Genomic DNA, 21,572 nt, shown 5'->3' with positions numbered 1-21,572 from the left:
AAACCTATTTTTCCCGGGGCAGTGAAAAAGCGATATAAACGTCCCCTTTAGCCGTTCCCAGCTTTGTACCACCGCAGGCAATAACGATGTACTGTTTACCATCAATGGCATAAGTAACCGGCGTTGCAAAACCTGCGGCGGGTAATGGAAACTCCCATAACAGCTTTCCTGTTTTACAATCAAAGGCCCGGAACTTTGCATCTTTTGTAGCGGCAATAAACAACAGCCCGCCTGCGGTAACCAGCGGGCCTCCATAATTCTCTGTGCCGGTAGCCGGTATCCCTTTTGCTTTTAACGATGCTGTTTCGCCCAGGGGTACCTGCCAGTTATGCTGCCCCGTATTCAGATCAATAGCCGTAAGGGTGCCCCAGGGAGGGGTTATGGCGGGCAACCCGTTTTCATCCAGGAACTTGTTATAGCCGTTAAATTCATAAGGAACAGAGGAGCCCCCCGCTGCTACTGCTATATCGTCAGCAGCCTCTGTTTTTTCCTGTCCCCATAAGAAACCGATAATGGCCTGTTTTTGCTGATCCGTAATCGTTGTAAACCCCGGCATCATTCCCCTGCCGGTTTTCATAATGTTCAGCACCTCCTGTTTTTTCATCCTGCTATTGAGCGCCTGCAGGCTGGGATAGCCGCTACCTGGATTACCTGCCAGGTCCGGCCTGTGGCAGGCCGCGCAGTTGTTATTGTAAAGGATCCGGCCGCTCATGCCCGCATGGCCGGCCTGTTCTTTCTTCCGGCTCAGGCTAAAAGACCAGGCCATTTCATTGGCATTTATATACAGGATGCCATCGGGGCTTACCCCTGCACCACCCCATTCAGCACCGCCATCGGCCCCGGGGAACAGGAGGGTATTTTTAAATTCCAGGGGATGAAAGGCGCCTTTGTTGCTATTTTGAAAAACCGTTAACAATGAATCCCGTTTATCGGAGAACCGTGTAATATCTTCATCGGTAAGCCGCTGCCTTGCAAATGGCCCGGGTAAACGGGGTATGGGTTGTGTGGGCCAGGCGGCTTCTCCCTCCATCACAGAAGCGGGAGCTGCCACTTCATCTATGGGAAAAACCGGCTGGCCGGTATCCCGGTCCAATACATATACATACCCCGACTTTGTTACCTGGGCCACCACATCCATTAATTGATGATCCTTTTTGATGGTTAGCAGGTTGGGGGGCGCCGGCAGATCCCGGTCCCACAGATCATGCCTTACCGTTTGAAAATGCCAGATATAATTTCCATTCTCTGCATTCAGCGCCAGGATACAATTGCCAAACAAATTGGCCCCCTTCCGGTTTCCACCGTAAAAATCAAAGGCCGGGGACCCCGTTGGTATATAAACAATGCCGCGCTTTTTATCCAGTGCCATACCCGCCCAGTTGTTTGCGCCTCCTATCGCCGGGTCTTTCCAGGCATCCCCCGGCCAGGTACCGTATCCTTTTTCGCCGGGATGCGGGATGGTATGAAATACCCAGGTGAGGCGGCCGGTTTGCACATCAAAGGCCTGTATATAGCCCGGCGCTGCACCGGCTCCCTCCCCCACCCGGATGGGCATGATGATCGTATTTTTATAAACGGTGCCGGGGGTGGTAGACACCACGTATTTATCAGCAGCGCCGGGCCCCAGCCCTGCTCTAAGACTCACACGGCCATTCGCACCAAAACTGCTTACCGGCTTTCCTGTTTTTGCATCAACGGCATAAAGCCAGGATTGATGGGCAAACAGGATCCGCGCTTCACCGCCCCCGCTCCAGTAAGCCACGCCCCGGTTGGTAGCAGCCGACCGAACCGTATCCGGGGCAAACCTCCATCGCTCAGCGCCGGTTTCCGCATCCAGGGCAAAGAGCTGGTTCAATGCAGTAACCCCGTAAAGTGTTTTTCCTGCCATGATGGGGCTGCATTGCATCTCGCCCGGCTCACCGGTATGAAACGTCCAGGCAATTTCCAGCTTATTAATATTGCCCGCATGTACCTGGCTGAGCGGGGAATAATGATTCCGGTCCGTGCCGCCCAGGTACTCCGGCCAGTCAACATTCCTGTTTTCAGAAACCCCGCAGGACGCTGCTACACATAGCATGCAAAAACTGATACTTAATAACCGTATAATCATAAACCGTAAATGCTCAATTGGCAGCGCCCTTTTCCGGGTCTGCAGTTATATAATCCAGGGATCTCAAAAAACGTTCCGCTTCTTTAAGCGTTTCCTTATAAAAAAAATTGCTCCGCTCTTTGTTGGGGTTAAAAAAACCATGGCCCGCATTGTCATAGAGCACCAGGTCGCACCGGCTGGCTACTTTCTCCATGACGGTCTTATAATATTCAGCTGTTGCAACAGGGATCAGATGATCGTTGCTACCCAGCAGGATCAACGTGGGCGGGGCGCCTTTCCGGATATTGTGCAGGGGAGAAAAATGGAGATAGGATTCCCCGATCCGGTCATAACCATAGCCTCCGGGACCATTATCAATTACGGGATTGAACAATACCAACGCTGCAGGAACCGGGCTGATCTTTAAGTCATCCGTTTGCTCATTATAATCGCTGATCAGTGCCGTTGCTGCAGCCAGCTGTCCGCCGGCAGAACCGCCTGCTGCCACTATCCCGGCACTATCGATATGAAATTTTCCGGCATGCTGCTTTAGGAACCGGATCGCGGATTTGGCGTCTTTCAATGCTTCAAAAGGTGTTGCCCGGTTCCGGCTTTCCACACGGTAATCCGGCAAAAAGCAAACCAATCCTTTACTTGCAAAATAGGCAGCCTGCGACCGGAACTGCGCCGGGCTTCCTTTTGTCCAGCCACCGCCAAAGAAAAACACGATAGCTTTATGCTTTACATTTGCATCCATACCCCGTGGCTCATAGATCTCCATTTTCAGATGGAGCGTGTCGATGGTTTTATAAACCACCGTACTCTGGCCAAACAGGAAATTTGTCGCCAATACAAAAAAGAAGAGGTATAAAAATCGCACCTGCATTCAGAAAAATTTTTAATTACGGTTATCGTTATTGAAGTTATTGGAACAGTATCACAATGAAGGCCGGCTACGCTGTTTACAAATCCATTTTTACCGGCTTAATAGGGAAAGGTTGTGATATGATGCATGGTGTACGGCACCGCGGCAAATGCCGTATTCGTACTCACATTATCCGGAGGAAGCATGACCAAAGAGCCGTTTTCACCGGATAGATACACTTCGCCCGTAACAGGGGAAACAGCCAAACCATTCACCGATCCCTGGGGAATGTAGTTGCTTAAATTTTCCCAGCTTGCACCCCCGTTTACTGACCGGAAAAATTTATTCCCGGTATTGGCCCGTTGGTTAATCGCATACATAATGTCAGGATTTCGCGGATCAATAGCAAACCGGTGAATATAATCCGTCCCTGCTGCGGCGCTGCCCGGAATAATATCCAGGTCCGTTGACGTTCCGTTGCTCAAATCCCATTTGGTAATTTCCCCGTTTGCGCTGCTGGTATACACAATATTATTATTTTGGGGATGCACTTTAAATACAAACTCCGTGCTTTTGCCCGGAACCGTCAGGTCCCAGGTAGATTCGATAATGGGATTTGTACTCCAGGATCCGACCTTCCCCTGATTGGCGGACCTGAAGATTTTCCTGGTGTTGCCATCGCTTTCCAGTTTCATTGCATAAATAATATCGCCATTTGTTCTTGATATACCACACAACACACTACCGGCCGGCATATCAGACATTGGATGCCAGCTTGCGCCATCATCATCCGATCTTTCCCTCCACTGGTAACATACATTTGTTTTCTGCAGGCTAAAACCTACCACCCACCTGTTTTTGGATTCCGGAAGTATGACCGACCAGCTACCCCCATTGTCCGTTGAACGAAGTAACTGGCCAACACCATTCATCCCAACAGTAGCCAGGATCACCTGGGTGCCCGGCTGCAATGCGCCTCCTATGCAGGTTTGGCCCGCACCCCCGGGTTTTGCAAACTCATTAAACCATCGCCCCCGCAGTGTGGAAACAACAGGGCCTCTGTCCACCATAAAATAGCAGAACCGATCCGGAGTATTAGGGTCAAACATCTGATCCTCATTAATAGAACTATGCGAAGAACCGTTATAATAATTATCCGATGGATCCCACCGGTGCCCCCCGTCCGTTGAGATATAGTTTTTCGACTTGGAGTGCATAAAGATACTCCCATTGCCCGGGTTAAACAACACATGCGCGTAAGTTCCTCCCAATTTATTATTCCAGGCCGAATCGTAGCCCGGACGATAGTGCACATCCGCCGTTGCCGGGCTCCACCAACCGGATCCGCCATTGTCGCTTATCTGTATCTGATGCGCATTTGAGACGGGCGTGGCAACGATCTTATTGGAATTCTTTTCGCTTACATAACAATAATTAATATCAGTCCATTGTAAGATAGCGGCCCAGCTTGTACCGCCATTAGCAGATTTATACACGCCTTTTTTAACAACCGCTACAATAAGGGTATCCCCGTTGTCTGACTGGTAAAGACTGCCCATGATATCGCCTGGCGGCAACTTCCCGGCGGCGTCGACGTCGTTGCTTAATTTATAGACGGTCCCCGATGCCGCTGTTGCATTTGTTATTTTAAACAAGCCGGCACTGCCATATAAAAAGACCTGGTTGGCATTTGTTTTATGCACTTTTATACCGCGGATATTTTCTCCATAGGTTGATCTAGGTAAGTTCCTGACCTGGACCCAGCTGGCACCGCCATCGCCGGAGGTTAAAAAACCGTCCTGGGCAGGTATGCTGTCATGTCCCTCTCCAAAGGCGGCGTACCACCTCGCAGCCATGGTGCCATTTTTTGAGGTTGGTGCATACGCAAACAGCTTTGTACTGCTGCGTACCGCCGATAGCGTGGTGCGACCGCCATTTCCTGCTATAGACCAGCTGACACCACCATTGGTAGACAGATATATACCCTGGTAATTTGAATTTATTTCAGCATACGGGCGGCAATTGACAGCGGCGAGGATCCTGTTCTTATTTACAGGATCCGCTTCTACAGACATAACAAAATTACTGTTTAACCCTCCGCATTTAAGGGTAGACCATCTCTGACCAAAGTTTGTAGATACCCATATATTCGAAACGTCCTGCCCCATATATATGCGGTTGGGGTCAGCCTCACTATAGGCAATCCCCTGCATATGCTGTGTGTGATCGCCGGGTTCATAGTAATTCGGCGGGTTCCACTCTGCCTTCAATACTACAGGCAACGGCTTTATCTGCGGTATCATTGCCGTAAGGGCTCTCGGGCCAGCGCCCCGGTTCGCACTTTCCCGCTCCTTCGAAAAATCTCTTTTACAGGCAACGATCAAAAATAACGCGGCAAACGCGGCATAGAAAATTGTCTTTTTCAAAACGCAATGCGTGCAAAAACTCAAACTATTATTAAAGGGTTTCATCTTTAAGCGTTTTATGGTTTAAAAAAAGGCGTTCAACAAGACCTTATTGAACGCCTTATCTACATTGAGTTAATTGTATGGTTCTGTAAGAAGATTGCTTATATAAGGTACTGCATCATATGCCGTATTTCTTGTAGCATAAGGTGGCAGCATAACAGACGATCCATTTTCACCGGAAATAAACACTTCACCGGTTACCGGCGACACGGCTAAGCCGCTAAGGGAACCCTGGGTAACGTAGTTACTGATATTCTGCCAGGAGTGGCCGCCATTTATGGTGCGAAAGAACTTATTGCCGGTGTTAACACGGTCGTTAATTGCATACATCACATTAGGATGTCTTGGATCAATGGCAAACCGGTTTGCAGAGAAGTTAACATCTGTACCGCCGGTGATTATCATATCCTTTGACCTGGCAGGCAAAGTACCTACATTCCATTCCGTGATGTGCCCGCTGGCGCTGCTGGTATATATGATATCGGGGTTTTTGGGATTGATGCGGAACACACAGGTAACGTCATCTCCCGGCAGTGTCAGGTTCCAGGGGCTTTCTATAACCTGTTCCCAGGAATCGCCGCTGTTGATGGAACGCCACACTTTTTTTGCCGTATTTTTTAGATCTATCGCATATAAGACCCTGCCGTCGGAACGGGCCACTCCACAAAGAATGGCATTCGCCGGCATATTGGGCATTTGCATCCAGGTTTTTCCGGCATCAACAGATCTTTCACGCCACTGGTAACAGGTGTCGGGATGCTGCAGGTTAAAAGCAATGCACCAGCGTTGCTTATTGCCTTCGCTCACCACCGTCCAGGTCTTCCCATTATCCGGGGAACGCAATAATTGCCCTACGGGCGACTTTCCCACGCTTGCCAGTATAACCGGTTCGGTAGGGTGCAATGCGCCGGCCATACAGGTACGTCCGTTCAAACCCAGCGGGCCCGGCTGGATCGTACTCTCATAGAACCATTTACCACGGGTATCGGTGTAAGCATAGGAGCGGTCAACCATAAAATAACAGAACCGGTCCGGATTGGTGGGGTCAAACATTTGCTCATTCCAGATGTCGCTATGAGAAGCTCCGTTGAATCCATTATCGGATATATCCCAGGTAAGGCCACCGTCTGTTGAGCGGAAGTTTTTGGATTTGGTGTGTATAAAAACCCGCCGGGGGTCGCGTGGATCGGGAAGCATATAGGTAAACTGACCGTTCAGTTTCCGGTTCCAGTCGCTGTTATCATAACCAGCGCGATAATGCACATCATCCTTTGCAGGGCTGGTCCAGGTCAGCCCCCCGTCGTTACTAACACGAATTTGTGCTCCGTTTTTTTCGCGGGGCACTGCAAAGATCATATTCGTGTGTTTTTCATTAACGTAGCAATAGGCGATCTCGTTCCATTCATAGAACAGGGTCCAGGTATCGCCGGCGTCGGTTGATTTATAAATACCTTTCTGAGCTACTGCAACCATCAGTACCTGCCCATCATCCGATTGATAGATACTTCCTCTTACATCCCCTTCCGGCAAACCCGAACCGGGGCGTCCACTTAACCGGATCACCGCTCCGTTGGGATCGGTGGCATTTTCAAAACGGAAGAGCCCATTACTGCCATATAAGAAAACTTCTTCCGGCTTGGTTTTATGTACTTTCAGACCACGGATATCCGTTCCAAAAGTAGCAGCCGGCAGTTTCCTCAATTCAGTCCAGGTATCGCCCCCATCTGCAGAAGTAAGAAACCCATCGTCAGCGGCGCCCGCTTCACCCTCGCAAAAGGCGGCATACCACCGGGTAGCATAACCTTTCCCGGGATCTTTTGTGGAAGGCGCGTAGGCGATTAATTTAGTGCTGCTGCGAACTTCAGACAACTGTTGCCTCGGAGTTTTCTGCTGCCAGGTAATGCCCCCATCCTTTGAAAGATAAATGCCCTGGTAGGCTTTATTTACCGCATCAAACTGGCGGCATCCCGCCGCCGCCAGAACGCGGTTCTTATCAAGCGGATCTACCTCTATGGAATAAATAAAAGAAGTGCCTAACCCAAGACATTTCAGGGTGTTCCAGTTCTGCCCAAAATCGCGCGATACCCAAACATTGGATACATCCTGGCCCATATAAATCCGGTCAGGATCCGATTCAGAATAAGCCAGGCCCAACATATGCTGGGTATGATCTCCGGGGGTTCTGCTACCCGACTCCCATTCCTCCTGAGTTACAACAGGCAACGGTTTGACCTTGGGAGCCATAAGGGTAGCGATGCTACCACTGTCACCGGGCCCGGGATCAATGGGAACGCTGAATCTTTTACAGGAAATAAATGAAAAAACAAAAAGCAATGATGAAAACAGGCATAAAGGCAATCTAAATGGTTTCATAATTTAATTTATTTATTAAGTGAAACAGGGGTGGGGAATCCTACTCGTATGACGCTATACGCTCATGGTCAGAAGTTGTAACCTGTTGAAATGGAGTTGTATTTCGGCTATGGTTTATTTAAGATCCATTTTGTGATATTGGAGATGTATTCATTCTTTTTAGCAGCCGGCTCTCCAGCCAGTGCCGTCACGGCTTTGCGGACCTGCCCGTTCCGCACACAGCTGTTATCGATTGCATTAAGGGCGTGTACCTGTACCATAATATCGGGGTTGTTTAGTGCCACTAACAACACCGGCTCACTTGCCTTCTTATCGCCCAGCCGGTATAAAGTTTCTGCAACGGTAATGGCCACATCGGGCGAAGCATCGGTTAAAGATCTTTTCAATGCAGGAAGCGCCCCCCGGGCCTTTTCGCCCAGCTGTAACAAACCGTTTGCCGCCCAATACCGCAGCAGCATATCCGGGTCCGACAGGTATTTTGAAAGCCCTGGAATATCTTTTATGGTTGCAAAACCGGCAAGGTCACTTACTGCAATGAGCTGATCCATCGGCTGAGCTCCGGAGCGCATATAGTCATAAACGGTCATTCCCTTTGTGATCGCTTTTATCATTCCCTCGGGTATAAAGCCCGCGTCTTTTATTTCCTTCATCCATCTTGTATTTTCCGTCCGCATCCGCAGCAATACATTTTTGAATGCCGGATCATCAGCCAGGTTGCGTACTTCCCAGGGATCCTTTTCCGTATCGTATAATTCTTCAACGGGTTTTGCCCGGAAGAAGCGGGACTGCACTTCATTACACCTTCCCTGCCAATATTCCTCCTCCCAGGAACGCATGGCTGCGGCTTTCCACAAATAATCGATATGCTGTGCATAAATACGGTAGGGCATGTAATTGCGGATATAACGGTACCGATGATCCCTCACAGCCCGCGACATATCGATACGTTCGTCCATACGGCCCCGGAACATATAGGCATATTGCGGATCCGGCGACTTTTGTTTTCCCAGGAAAGCGTGTCCCTGCAGATACGACGGAACAGGGATATTGCAAATACTTAACAGGGTGGGCACAAGGTCTACCAAACTGACCAGCCGGTTAACTTTTGAGCCGGCTGTTGCCGCCGGGTACAGCTTCTTAAATTGCTCCGGTATTCTTATAATAAAGGGGATGCGGGTGCCGGTTTCATATACATAGCGTTTGCTGCGGGGCAACACGCCGCCATGATCGCCATAATAGATCACGATGGTATTTTCCGCCAGCCCGGCCGCTTCCAGCTCCTGTAATTTTTCGCCAACCCAGGCATCCATTTTTTCGATATAATCATAGTAGCGTGCCCAATCGGTCCTGATGGCCCTGGTATCCGGCTGGTAAGGGGGCAATTTCACTTTGTCCGGATCATGTTTGGGCCGGCCTGAATCGGGTTTATGCAAACAGCTTTCATGTGAGATGAGCGTGTTGAATACGGCAAAAAAAGGTTGCCCGGGTCTGCGGTTCTTATAATGTGCCGTATTGCTGCTTTCATTCCACAGGTCTTTTTTTACATCTGCGATATTGTAATCCTGTTTTGAATTATTGGTACAGTAATACCCTCTTTCCCTTAAATACTCCGGCAGCAAACGAACCATATCCGACTTCGGATAATAGCTGCGCATGCCATCGTTCCCGGCTGCACAGGCATACACCCCGGTAATGATGGTGTTGCGCGAAGGAGCACATACAGGTGCATTGGCATAGGCATGTGTATATAAAAAACCTTCACCTGCAAGCCGGTCCAGGTTCGGGGTCGTAGCCATCGCATCACCATAGCAGCCTAAGAGGGGACTGTTATCTTCGGACGTGAGCCAGAGGATATTGGGTAGCGCTTCTTTTGCTGCACTTTCGGGCTGCCGGGCCTGCATTAAAACCGGCCAGCAACAGCAGATCATAACCACCGGCAGGAATTTCCTGCAATCGCTCTTTTTCATTCGCTATATGGTTTAATATAAAACGGTCTTCTTTTGTAAGGTCACTTCAACTGGAATAAGACCTGGTTCAATCTGTAACAGGTTTTCCAGGCCGTCAAAAAACAGTAACGGCATTGCCCGGTCCTCCGTGTATACGCCGGGCTCCTGAACAATCATCACAATACCGGTATACCTTCTGTTTAAGGATCCTGAAAAATGCCGGGCACTTCTTTTTATCCTGCCTGTTTTAGTGTTAAAGAGCAATCGTTATACCTGCAATCTTATAACAATAGCGCAACGCTATAGTACTGTTATTGCCGGTGCAGCGTCTATCAACAATACTCTTATTTATAGTCGGCTTTTTTTTGAGAAACCCCCAAAAGGTCTCTCATTTTTTTTCATCTTATTTCATTGAAGCAGCATATTGCAACAAATCCAAACCCCGCGGCTCTCTGAGCACCGGCCAGTCTTATGGGCTCCTGTTATTTATTAGGTCCACTTGCTAAGGATGTATTGAACCCCGGCGGGGTTCAACCGGGACACCCGTCATTAACCGCGCGTTTTACACGCGGTTAACCAGCCCCAACCCTTTCAGGGTTATAAGACGCTTCCTGCAAATACTTCGTCTGAAAGCCCGGGATAACCGTATTGCTATTCAGGCATTGCTGTTTAACGTTGTAACCAATCAAATCGCGCTGTAAGAAAGTAAATCCAGAGGATGCACCAGTAACATGTAGCACACAAAAGACCATCACCGCCGCAAAATTCATGTACGGTTATCTTTTTTCTGTACCGTTTCTTTGCCCAAAAAAGGCCCCCGATCGCTATTGCACGCGCGTCAAGCTAAGCAGCTAACCCCGAACGGGGTTTAATGACCGCATAGCCGGCGGCGTAACCGCCGCTCCATTTGCGAAGGATATGTTGAACCCCGCCGGGGTTCAACCGGGACACCCGTCATTAACCGCGCGTTTTACACGCGGTTAACCAGACCCAACCCTTTCAGGGTTATAAGACGCTTCCTGCAAATACTTCGTCTGAAAGCCCGGGATAACGGTATCGCTATTCAGGCATTGCTGTTTAACGTTGTAACCAATCAAATCGCGCTGTAAGAAAGTAAATCCAGAGAATGCACCAGTAACATGTCGCACACAAAAGACCATCACCGCCGCAAAATTCATGTACGGTTATCTTTTTTCTGTACCGTTTCTTTGCCCAAAAAAGGCCCCCGATCGCTATTGCACGCGCGTCAAGCTAAGCAGCTAACCCCGAACGGGGTTTAATGACCGCATAGCCGGCGGCGTAACCGCCGCTCCATTTGCGAAGGCTATGTTGAACCCCGCCGGGGTTCAACCAGGGCTCCCGTCATTAACCGCGCATTTTACACGCGGTTAACCAGACCCAGCCCTTTCAGGGTTATAAGACGCTTCCTGCAAATGCTTCGTCTGAAAGCCCGGGATAACCGTATTGCTATTCAGGCATTGCTTCAAAAGCCGGGGCATCATCAAAGGTTCCTGCTCCGTAAGGAGCAACGTGTTTATAGCAGCGTATCATTATTAAGATCCGGGCTCCATAGGAGCCCCGTGCTTACGCGGCACAACCCTTTTAGCCGCTGCAATTGCAGGCCGGTTAAAGCATTTTTGAAACGGGAAGCCTTTCGACAATGATCCTCCAGGATTTTGCTACAGCCTCTTTTCCATCACTGTTCTATTGTTCAGGCGGGGCCGGGTTAAAATCAAAGACCAGCTTCAGCTGCAGCAGGCCTTCATAGAGCTTATAGCCATTGAAGGGGTTGAGCGCGGCCTGCGGGCCCTGCAGACTATCGAACTTTGTGCCGATCGCATTGATGCTATGCAAAAAGGATATATTGCCCGGGGGGTATTCTATTGCCGTTTTAGCCGGAGATCTGGGTGTTGGCGGTGTAAACAGGCGCAGGAAAATATCATCCGATGCGATATATACAGTAAAACCTTTTTTGTCTTTTGCACCCAGCTCCGCCCAATAAGTTCCGGCATGGTAGCCCTTAAATTCAGGATATATATAACCCGATTCCCCGGTAACGGTATTGTTGTAAGCTTTTTCCCAAAGGCCAAAGGACGCACCTTTCAGCCGGTTCTTATATACCCGGTAAGGACCGTTGCCTAACCAGCGTATACCCGTTACCTCGCTCTCGGGAAAATCAAAAGATACACCTGCAAAGAGGTTGTTATTCTTTGGTTCATAATTTACCGTGAGCCGGGCCAACCCGTCGGGGCCTATTTTCCAGGTAAAATCATTGCCGCTTTCATATAATGCAGACAGGTAAACCGTATCCTGCTGCTGATAACAAGCCACTTTCTTTAAGACCTGTTCCCTGCTGATGAGCACCGGCCCGTTCGATAAAGGGATCACCACGCCGTTCCTCATTACACGGGTCAGCAAGGCCGTTTTCTTATTAAAGCTGAGCCGAAGCTCCCCCACCGCTACCTGCCAGCTATCACCCTCTTCTGAAAGCCGGGTAGCACCATATGTTACCCGCGGCAGTAGTTCAGCAGCGCTTTGCCCGGCACTTTTAACGGGCCATGTCCAGGTATGGATCAGCCGGCCAAAAGGATCCCTGGCGGTGATCTGCAATGCATCATAGCGCATCCAGCCTCCGGGCATATCCACCTCTAAGGTACCTTTCTGCCCGGGCTTAAGCGAAACAGTCACCGGCTTTGCCAGGTCTTTTTCAACAGGGGCTTTCATTCCCGGGCCGGGGCACTTTATCCAGCTTGCTTCAAAGTGGCATTCTTTCAGATCCGTATAGATAAACCGGTTCTCAATCCTGAACTTTCCGTCAAATGCAGGCGTAATATATCGCTGCTCAAAAAATACAGGCGCCCATATTTCCCTGACTGCGTAATAACTTCCTTCTTTTTCAAGATAAGGGCCCAGGATCCCATCGGGCGCATGGTTACCGTCGGTATCCAGGCTGTCGTTACGATCGGTCCTTTCCAGTGCTTCATCTGCATAGTCCCAGATAAAGCCTCCTGCGCAAAGCGGATCCCTCCACATTTGCTGCCAGTAATCTTCCAGTCCGGCTCCCGCCCCTCCATCATATAACCCATGCATAAATTCAGTGGGCAAAAATATTTTACGCCGGCTGTGATCATCATGCGCGAGGTAGTTGTAACTGATATAATGCGCTGTATTGAATTTCCCGAACTGCTGCCAGGGATGCAGTACCTCCCGTTGCTGGATGTCCAGCTTACCAAACATAGTATCCAGCGTATAATTGTTGCCGCCTTCATTGCCATTGTCCCATAACAGAATACCGGGGTGATTCACATCTCTTATAACCATTTCCTTCAGCAGTTTCAATCCAACCGTATCATCATAGGGAGGTTTTTGCCAGCCGGTGAGCTCATCCAGCACAAAGAGTCCCAGCGAATCACAGGCATCCAGGAAATGTTTTTCAGGCGGATAATGCGACATCCGCACCGCATTCATGTTCATGTCCTTTATAGTATTCACATCGCGGATACTCAGTGCTTTTGAAGAAGTGCGGCCATACTTTGGATGAAATGTATGCCGGTTCACGCCTTTCATTTTAATGCGTACCCCGTTCACATATACCCCATCGGCATCCCGCACTTCTACCGTTCTGAAACCAATGGTTTCGTTATAGCGATGCAGGACCCTGCCTTCCTGGTCCAGCAACTCAAATACAGCACGGTAGCGGTTGGGCAACTCGGGTGTCCAGGTCAGTACATTGCCGGCCGTTCCTTTGATCTGGGTTTTTGCACCTGTAACAGCTGCCGACAACACTACTGTTTTTCCTGTTTTAGATGGCTTTACAGGCAATGGGGTCAATTTTACCTGCACAGCAGCGGCCTGGCGAAAACCGGACAGGTAAACATCCGCGGTAAATGCCCCGTCGCCCCGTGCATCCACTGCCACCCGCTGAATATTCATTTTGGGCTTCGCCTCTAAATACACCGGCCTGAATATACCGCCAAACATCCAGAAGTCCGCCGTGCGCTCCGCTTCGTTCACCGAAGCATTGCCGGAGTTCTTTTTTACCAATACCTGCAATTCATTTTTGCCGCCAAACTTCAACAGCTTACTTATATTGTACCCAAACTCATAAAAAGCGCCCTGGTGCACGGCCCCGGCGGGCATGCCATTGATATGCACTTCTGCGTCCGTCATCACCCCTTCAAAAACGATCCGGGTCTCCAGGTTCTTCCAGCCGGCCGGCACCGTAAATGTATAGCGATAAGTGCCGGTCTCATTCAGCCGTTCCTTTAAAGGATCGTGTCCATAGTTGTAGGCACCAAACCCCTGCTGCTCCCAGCAGGAAGGCACTGCAATGGAGGTCCATTTGCCGCTCCGCCTTCCCGCAGAGCACAAAAAGTTCCAGTTAACCGTATCATCTGCCCCCCGGCCCGATAAATACTTTACCTGCGTATCCTGTGCCTGCAGGCCGGTTGTACCTGCAATCACCAAAAATAAAAAACAAATAAGGACTTTTAATTTCTTCATCGTTTCAATTGCTATTGCCGGTGATCCATATCATTGAGAACCAGGCCCAGGCTTCCCAGGAAATCCATACAGGCGGCTTTGGCAGCATAGCTCCTGCCCTCCAGCCCGCGGCATTGCTGCACCGGCTCAATGAATGGTTTTTTATAATGACTATATAGTAAAAAATTTACGCTCATCAATGCCCAATACTGGTTTTTGCCCAATATATGATAAGTTAAACAATCCTTTGCCCGGGGATCCTGGTCCAGCTCGTAGCATATAGCAGCAGCGGTTATGGCTACCGGCGGATATGCATCCTTCAGCAACGGCAATAACCGGGATCTATAGGGTTTTAACGCAGCTCCCTTTTGCGCGCGCAAGCCTGTTACCGCCCAGTAACGGACTATTTTGTCAGGATCTTTTAACAAAGCTAACTGTTTTTTCAGCGTTTCCGGCGTGCGGAAACCGGACAGCGAAGCCGCCGCATAGATCTGATGAAAGGGATATGCCTTTTCGTTTAAACGGTATGCATAAGGAGTAATATGTGTTGAAAGGGTATCCAGCTCTCCTTCAGGCAGCAGCATGATATCTTTTTCCGAAAGCATTTCTTTTTCCAGGCGTCCCCGCATTTTCCGTAACACCCGTTGTTCATTTTCAGCACCTGAAAGATCCCGGGTTTCCCAGGGATCGGTTTTTGTATCAAATAAAAATTCGGCAGGCCTTGGCTCAAACAGGCTTTGCTGCAACGGATCCAAAGCCCCCTTCTCCCAATCGCTTCTCATTAGCTGTTTGATGGTTCCGATTTCCATATACCGGATATAGCGGAGCTGCGGCATCCAGGGCATAAAGTTTCTTGCATAAAAATAACGGCCGTCTGTTACAGCCCGTACCAGGTCGGGGCCGTTATCCGACCGGTCGGAGGACAGTACCAGGTATTCCGGCGCTTTCCTCCTCGCTGTCCCCATAAAAGCCCTTCCGCTCATATAGGCAGGCTTTACACCTCCTGCCAGTGAGATCATGGTTGGGGCCAGATCCGTAAAATCGATCAGTTCATCCGTGACTACATCTGTGCCCCAGGGCGACAGGTGCTTATACATTTCAGGAAACCAGATCACAAATGGTACGCGAAACCCAAAACTGATACCATTGGTCTTTCCCCGGGGAATACCTTCACCATGATCACCATAAAAGATAATGATGGTGCTGTCCATAAGATGATCTTTTTTCAAACGGTCAAGCAGTTCTCCAATACGCTTATCTGTTAATGATAATGAATTATACACACGTGCCATTTCTTTTCTCATCTCCGGGGAGTTATGATAAAAGGGGGGCATTTCAAAAGCATCATCGGCTATTCTTTCGTCTGCACTGAGATTTGCCCAAATGGCCTTTTTATATTGTGCGTAAGGATTGGTCATCGTATTGGACTGATGCGATGCATTAAAATTAAATACCGCAAAAAAGGGCTGTCCGGGCTTTCGGTTCCACCAGCCCGCTTTTACGCTGCTTTCATTCCAGGCCTCTTGTGTATAGGCGGTTTCATTGCTTACATTATAATCCGTTTTGGCGGAATTGGAGGTATAATAACCTGCCTGCTGCAAATAGTAAGGGAATCCCTTCATAAATACAGGAACGGGGAAAGCGCTGCGGTGATGCCCGGTACCCGTGCAATAGGTCTTTACGCCCGTGATGATCGCTGTGCGGCTGGGAGAGCAGACCGTGCCCGTTGAGAACACATTGGAAAACCGCACACCTTCTTTTGCGAGCCGATCTATATTAGGCGTATGCGCCGCTCTGTTGCCATAGCAGCCAATGAACTCCGGCGAGGTATCCTCAATAGTGATCCAGAGTATATGGGGCCTTTGTTGCGCATGTACCGTAATGCCCTGTAAAAGGTACAAAAACAGGAAACAGAGGTACAGGTATTTTACATGTTGTATTTTGCCTGGTGTGTGTTCACACACACCAGGGCGATGATTTATCCGTTTCAATATATTCAACTTACGCATAGTTAATCCTGTTTTTGCCCGGGTTGAGTTTTTGAGTTTTCCCTTTATATACAAACAGGCCATCCGATCCGGCCGGCAGTGTTACTGTTCCCGTCCATCTATCACCGGTTATGGAAAGATCCATCCGGATCATACCCAACGGATGGGGCATTGTTGCTTTTATATACTTTAACCCGCCGGGAGCAGGCGCTATGCGCACAGATCTGAATCCCGGCGCTGCCGGCTCAATACCGCAGACAAGCGCCAGCAGATCATAGTTCGGGCTGGCACTCCAGGCATGACAATCCGATCGTGCCGGCTCCGGCTTTTCTGCAAAAGTAGTCAATCCCAGCGCCAGCATGTCTTTCCAGGGTTGCAGCATTTTTAAATACACATTGGCCATTCCAGCCTTTTTTAATGCCCTGAATAAATAAAAACGGTAATACAGGGTTGCCTGAACCAGGCTGGTATCCGCGATGATCCTGCTGACAAGCATTCCCTGCTTTTCTGTCGGCAGCGCTTCCGACAGCACGGCCATGATATTGGCATGCTGGCTGAAACTGTTTTGTTCCGGATCATCTGCAAATAATTGTCGCTTCTCATTCCAGCAGTTCTTCTTTACGGCTTTCAGTAAGGATTGATATAGGACGGTATAATGGACCGCCAGGTCGTTTTCATTCACCAGGGAAAGCAATTCAACAGCATCCCTCAGCGTATAGGCCAGTTGCAGCGTTAGTACGGATGATCCGCCTGTAAGTCCGCCCGGAGGCACTCCGCCCAAAGGTTTTTCATTACTCCAGGGCCAGGGCTTGGCCCAGTCTGCAAAGTTCCAGTGTGGCAAAGCGCCCAGCATTCCGGTTTGCGGGTCTACTTTATTTTCGAACCAGGACAGCACGGACCGGATCCCCGGAAGACATTCCTTTACCAGGGCCGTATCGCCCCGGTGCATCCAGTGATCCCGGATCATATTGATCCAGAACAGGGAAAAAGGGGGAATGAATTGTGGCTTATAGCCGGGAAAACGGCTGTCCGTAATGCCCTCGTAAGTGCGCGACCGGTTAAAGGAACGGATCGCTTTTTTCATTAACCGGTCATCGCCGCTTACATATAAAGAGATCAGCGCCTGTATGCGTGTATCCGCTATATATTGCAACTGCTCATAATAGGGACAATCAAAATAGGTTTCATGCGCACAAAGCCGGGCCGTGCGCCAACCTGTTTGCCAGATCTTTTGCAGGCTTTCATCACTGCTTTCAAAGGAAGCATTTTCCCTGAAAGGATAGCCGGTATACATTGCATAAATATCTTCTACCTCCAAAGGCTCCTGCCGGGTTTCTATTTCCAGTTGTATATAACGCCAGGTGCGGAACCACAGGGGCCGGAACAAACGCTGCCTCCCGCCATCGGTAATAAAATAATCCGACGGCGCTTTGATCATTTCGTACCCTTCCACAGCATTGCGATCGCCTTTCCTCCCGTTCTTAAACAATGCCTCCGCATAGCTCAATTTTATCCGGGCATCTTTGCCGCCATTGACCAACAACTCCGGGTAACCGGTTGTCAGAAAGCCCTGATCGATCAACAGCTTAATTTTCCTGTTGGCCGGTACCAGTAATCTCCCGTTCTTTGCAGGCCATGCTCCCGGAATGCTGACCCCGTCCGCCTTTCGAACGATACCCATACGTTGTTTTGTTTCCTCCATCGGTGGTATATCCCGTGGTGTAAGCACCCAGGAGTAGCCGGTACCCGATCCGTAGGGAGTGCCCCGCTCCAGCAGCGCGGCATCCATCCAGCCCCTGTCATTATAACCTGTTTGCTCCCATCCCCAGGGATAGTGGGCCGCATCAACGCTGTCCGTGGCGCCAGCAAAATAATTGTAGGCCGTAGCCGGGGTATAAGCAGCATTGTGCATCACTTTCCATGCCTGGCTGGTGTTGATCACCGAATCTCCGGCTGCCGTACTTTGCACGATCAGTCCTGTCTGGCAGCTAATTTGCGCCAGCGGGCGGTGTTCCCCCATGTTCCAGACAACCGCCGCGATCGTATTGCTCCCCTGCTTCAGGCAATGGGCAATATCTACCTGCTCATAGTACCAATGCAGCAGGTCGCCCCTGGCGGGGCCCTGGCTTACCGGTACCCCGTTCACAAAAAGACGATACCGGTTGTCTGCCGAAACATTGATCAGGTACCTTGCCGGCTGATGCGACAGGCTGAAGCTTTTGCGAAAATGAAACACCCCATAGCCTGTTGGAACCACGCCCGGACAAGTGATCCAGTACGCAGGCCATTTGGCAGCCAGGTTCACTCCCGATGCCTGCACCGCCAGCGACAACACGAGTCCGAAGACCAGGGATCCTATATAGCTGGTTCGATTCATTTTAAACTTTCGATGAAAGGGAATTGCGGTGCAGGTACTCTTGACTGTTCCATCACCTCCTGCAGTTCTTTAACAACATCCGGATATTGAAGGGCAATGTCTTCCTGTTCGCCGGGATCTTTATCCAGGTCAAACAACTGTGCTTTTCTTTTTTCTTTATTGAGCACGTTATATACAATGTATTTCCACCTGCCTTTCCGGATAGCCTGCCGGCCACCAAACTCATGAAACTCCCAATACAGATGATCGTGTTCCTTTTGCGTTCCTTTGCCCAAAAGTGTGGGTAAAAAAGACAGTCCCTGGGTATTGGCGGGTGTTTTTACATGTACGAGCTCCGCAAGCGTAGGCATCACATCCCAAAATGCAGTAATCCTATCCGTTTTACTACCTGCTGCAATATGACCCGGCCAGCGCGCCAGCATTGGTTCGCGGATACCGCCTTCATAAAGATCCCGTTTGTACCCCCTGTAAGGGCCATTGCTATTAAAATATTCAGGGTCGGCACCCCCTTCGAGGTGCGGGCCGTTATCGGATGAAAAAATAACGAGTGTATGGTCATCCAGCCCGTATTGTTTCAGCCGGTCCAGTATTTCCCCCACCTGGTGATCTAATAAAGTGATCATAGCGGCAAATGCGGCATGCCCTTCCGGCTGGCTTTCATAGCCGCCCTTTTTGTAATTGGGTGCCCCATAGCTTACACCCTTAAATGTTTTTTCGGGTAACAATTTTCCCCTGAACCTTGCCATATATTTTTCGGGTGCTGCCAGCTCGGCGTGCGGGATGGTGGTAGGGTAATAAATGAAGAAGGGCCGGTCCCGGTTCTTATCGATAAAATGCAATACCTGCTGGTGGATCAGGTCTGGTGCATATTCCACTTTTTTATCCGGCAAGTTTTTTTCAAGGATAACTTTTTGCTGGTTGTGTACTAAAAAATCCGGATAATAGCTATGGGCCAACCCCTGCGAAATATACCCGTAAAACTCGTCGAAGCCCTGTTTGTTGGGATCGCCTTCAGAGCCCACTGCTCCTAAGCCCCATTTGCCAAAAGCCCCGGTGGCATAGCCTGCCTGCTTCATAAGCTCTGCTATGGTGATGACAGTATCCGGCAGGGAGGCCGGCTTTTTATTACCGGTACTGTTACCTCTTATAGGCGTATAACCAGTGGTTTGCCCTGTCATCAGCGAAGAGCGGGAAGGGGCGCATACTGCAGTCCCGGCATAATGCTGCATAAATTGTATTCCGTCCCGGGCAATACGATCGATATTGGGGGTCTGAAAACGCTGCTGCCCGTAACAACTCAGATCGCCATAGCCCATATCATCCGCCAGTATATAAATAATATTGGGTTTACGTGGCGCTTTAGCCGAATTGGCTCCCTGGGCTGCTACCTGATCCAGGGATCCTGTCAGCAATAAAACAAATAGCACGATCAGGGACACCCGCCTATCGTATACAGGCCCTAACCACTGCGCTATCATTTCTGTGCAATTATTAATGTACATTTTTATCATCTCCTGCTTTTTTAAAAACCGTTAATCCTTTAGGAGGAACGGCGGCTTTTTGAATGCGCTCCTTCAACTGACCATCCAATTGGCCGATCAATTTTTCATATGATACATCATTTGCCAGGTTCTTCATCTCCCCCGGATCTTTAACCCTGTCGTAGAGCTCGATCATTCCTTTGCCCCCTTTTCCCCAGCGCGTGTACCGGTAATCCGGTGTTCTCAGTGTATACCCGCCGCTCATCTGGCTTAAAGCGCTGTTCCTTGTTTTTTGACCCGGGCTCTTCAAAATACTTTTAAAACTGTACCCCACAACATAAGCCGGCACCTTCAAGCCAGCAAGATCACTAAGGGTGGGGTACAAATCTATGATCTCAATAATAGAACGGCTCACCGTTCCTTTTTGTTTCATACCCTGATAAGAAACAATCATCGGGATCCTGTCCGAATTTTCAAACAATGTATTTTTCTGATAGTACTCATGTTCGCCCAGGTGATAGCCGTGATCAGACGTGAATACAATAATCGTATTCTCCTTTAAACCCAGGCTATCCAGTGCCTGTAATACTTTTCCCACCTGCGCATCTAAAAAAGAGATGGTGGCATAATAACCCTGGATGGCCCTCCTGGCCAGGGAATCAGGCATATTTAACTGCTCTTTGTAATACTGTAATCCTGCTACCGCAGGTTTGGGCAAAGTAGAAAAATAGTTATTATCAATACGAGGCAGTTTTATGTCGTTAACGTCATAAAGATCAAAATATTTAGCGGGTGCTACAAAAGGTGTATGCGGTTTGTAAAAACCCACACCAAGGAAAAAGGGTTGATTTTCGTCCTTATACTTTTTGAGCAATTCAATTGCTTTCAGGGCAACTTTTCCATCCGTATGATCTTCATCGTTTCCTTCTGCAGCCAGCCAGCTTAAGGTGGCTCCGAAAGCGCCCGGTTTCAGTGAAAAAATCTTATCTTCTAAGTCTCTGTCAATTCCCCTGGGATAATACCGTTCATTCCAGGACGCGGAATCATCATTACCGGGTGTACCGATGCCTTTAGGATTATCATAGTGATATATTTTCCCCACTCGTGCAGCGGTGTACCCCTGCCGCATAAAATTCTGCGATAGCGTAATTACATTAGGGACATGCTGCCGGATATAATCGCGCAGCTTATAATGGCCCGTTTGATCGGGGTAAAGCCCTGTCATCATACTGGCACGCGACGGACCGCATAGCGGGAAATTGCAAAAAGCATTTGTAAATTGCATCCCCTCTTTTGCCAGCCGGTCAATATTGGGGGATTTGACCAGGTAATGCCCGTAAGTGCCGAGGTCGCAATTAAGGTCGTCTGCAATGATAAACAGCACATTCATTTTTTTTTGCTGTGCCGATGTACTCAATGCCCCTGTGCAAAGAAACGTCAGCAGGAAAAGGATCACCGGCCTGAACCGTGCGTGAAGACGTCTACCGGGTCGAAGAAAACACG

At 49.3% G+C, this 21,572-nt stretch carries 11 protein-coding genes; all 11 read right to left on the bottom strand.

Features of this window, described 5'->3' with window-relative positions:
• Nucleotides 1-4: 4 nt before the first annotated feature.
• The gene (locus BLS44_RS11825; RefSeq protein ID WP_218127740.1) at nt 5-2,077 is read right to left on the bottom strand and encodes an outer membrane protein assembly factor BamB family protein; all 2,073 of its coding nucleotides are present in this window, start codon (nt 2,075-2,077) and stop codon (nt 5-7) included.
• A gap of 46 nt (nt 2,078-2,123) precedes the next feature.
• Complete coding sequence (locus BLS44_RS11820) at nt 2,124-2,975, bottom strand: alpha/beta hydrolase (protein WP_090390254.1); 852 nt, start codon at nt 2,973-2,975, stop codon at nt 2,124-2,126.
• 98 nt (nt 2,976-3,073) lie between these two features.
• On the bottom strand, nt 3,074-5,425 hold the full coding sequence (locus tag BLS44_RS11815) for a beta propeller repeat protein (RefSeq protein WP_143019749.1): 2,352 nt from the start codon (nt 5,423-5,425) through the stop codon (nt 3,074-3,076).
• Nucleotides 5,426-5,494: 69 nt separating this feature from the next.
• Nucleotides 5,495-7,795 carry a hypothetical protein gene (locus BLS44_RS11810; protein ID WP_143019748.1) on the bottom strand — a complete coding sequence of 767 codons (2,301 nt, stop codon included), beginning with the start codon at nt 7,793-7,795 and terminating at the stop codon, nt 5,495-5,497.
• A 107-nt stretch (nt 7,796-7,902) separates the two neighbouring features.
• On the bottom strand, nt 7,903-9,762 hold the full coding sequence (locus BLS44_RS11805; protein ID WP_218127739.1) for a sulfatase-like hydrolase/transferase: 1,860 nt from the start codon (nt 9,760-9,762) through the stop codon (nt 7,903-7,905).
• 551 nt (nt 9,763-10,313) lie between these two features.
• Nucleotides 10,314-10,511 (bottom strand): hypothetical protein, encoded by a 198-nt coding sequence (locus BLS44_RS26235; RefSeq protein ID WP_143019747.1) that lies wholly within the window; start codon nt 10,509-10,511, stop codon nt 10,314-10,316.
• 934 nt (nt 10,512-11,445) lie between these two features.
• Nucleotides 11,446-14,244, bottom strand: coding sequence for a glycoside hydrolase family 2 TIM barrel-domain containing protein (locus tag BLS44_RS11795; protein WP_090390250.1), 2,799 nt, complete (start codon nt 14,242-14,244; stop codon nt 11,446-11,448).
• An 11-nt stretch (nt 14,245-14,255) separates the two neighbouring features.
• Nucleotides 14,256-16,232, bottom strand: a complete 1,977-nt coding sequence (locus BLS44_RS11790; RefSeq protein ID WP_245729188.1) for a sulfatase-like hydrolase/transferase — start codon at nt 16,230-16,232, stop codon at nt 14,256-14,258.
• Entirely contained in the window at nt 16,225-18,588 is a 2,364-nt protein-coding gene (locus BLS44_RS11785; RefSeq protein WP_090390249.1) for a family 78 glycoside hydrolase catalytic domain, read from the bottom strand. The genes BLS44_RS11790 and BLS44_RS11785 overlap by 8 nt, the downstream gene beginning before the upstream one ends.
• On the bottom strand, nt 18,585-20,099 hold the full coding sequence (locus tag BLS44_RS11780) for an arylsulfatase (RefSeq protein ID WP_218127738.1): 1,515 nt from the start codon (nt 20,097-20,099) through the stop codon (nt 18,585-18,587). Before BLS44_RS11780 ends, BLS44_RS11785 begins: the two co-directional genes overlap by 4 nt.
• Nucleotides 20,080-21,459 (bottom strand): sulfatase, encoded by a 1,380-nt coding sequence (locus BLS44_RS11775; RefSeq protein WP_176954399.1) that lies wholly within the window; start codon nt 21,457-21,459, stop codon nt 20,080-20,082. The genes BLS44_RS11780 and BLS44_RS11775 overlap by 20 nt, the downstream gene beginning before the upstream one ends.
• Nucleotides 21,460-21,572 lie beyond the last annotated feature (113 nt).

It is taken from the genome of Niabella drilacis (assembly GCF_900101395.1).
GTDB classification, from domain to species: Bacteria; Bacteroidota; Bacteroidia; order Chitinophagales; family Chitinophagaceae; genus Niabella; species Niabella drilacis.
The sequence above is the reverse complement of the archived record's forward strand: the minus strand, read 5'-3'. Positions and strand labels throughout refer to the sequence as shown.

Excerpts from the sequence above, each read along its gene's own strand:
- BLS44_RS11825 (WP_218127740.1), bottom strand. The coding sequence starts at position 2,077 with ATGCTATGTGTAGCAGCGTCCTGCGGGGTTTCTGAAAACAGGAATGTT.
- BLS44_RS11820 (WP_090390254.1), bottom strand. The coding sequence starts at position 2,975 with ATGCAGGTGCGATTTTTATACCTCTTCTTTTTTGTATTGGCGACAAAT.
- BLS44_RS11815 (WP_143019749.1), bottom strand. The coding sequence starts at position 5,425 with ATGAAACCCTTTAATAATAGTTTGAGTTTTTGCACGCATTGCGTTTTG.
- BLS44_RS11810 (WP_143019748.1), bottom strand. The coding sequence starts at position 7,795 with ATGAAACCATTTAGATTGCCTTTATGCCTGTTTTCATCATTGCTTTTT.
- BLS44_RS11805 (WP_218127739.1), bottom strand. The coding sequence starts at position 9,762 with ATGAAAAAGAGCGATTGCAGGAAATTCCTGCCGGTGGTTATGATCTGC.
- BLS44_RS26235 (WP_143019747.1), bottom strand. The coding sequence starts at position 10,511 with ATGAATTTTGCGGCGGTGATGGTCTTTTGTGTGCTACATGTTACTGGT.
- BLS44_RS11795 (WP_090390250.1), bottom strand. The coding sequence starts at position 14,244 with ATGAAGAAATTAAAAGTCCTTATTTGTTTTTTATTTTTGGTGATTGCA.
- BLS44_RS11790 (WP_245729188.1), bottom strand. The coding sequence starts at position 16,232 with ATGCGTAAGTTGAATATATTGAAACGGATAAATCATCGCCCTGGTGTG.
- BLS44_RS11785 (WP_090390249.1), bottom strand. The coding sequence starts at position 18,588 with ATGAATCGAACCAGCTATATAGGATCCCTGGTCTTCGGACTCGTGTTG.
- BLS44_RS11780 (WP_218127738.1), bottom strand. The coding sequence starts at position 20,099 with ATGATAAAAATGTACATTAATAATTGCACAGAAATGATAGCGCAGTGG.
- BLS44_RS11775 (WP_176954399.1), bottom strand. The coding sequence starts at position 21,459 with ATGAATGTGCTGTTTATCATTGCAGACGACCTTAATTGCGACCTCGGC.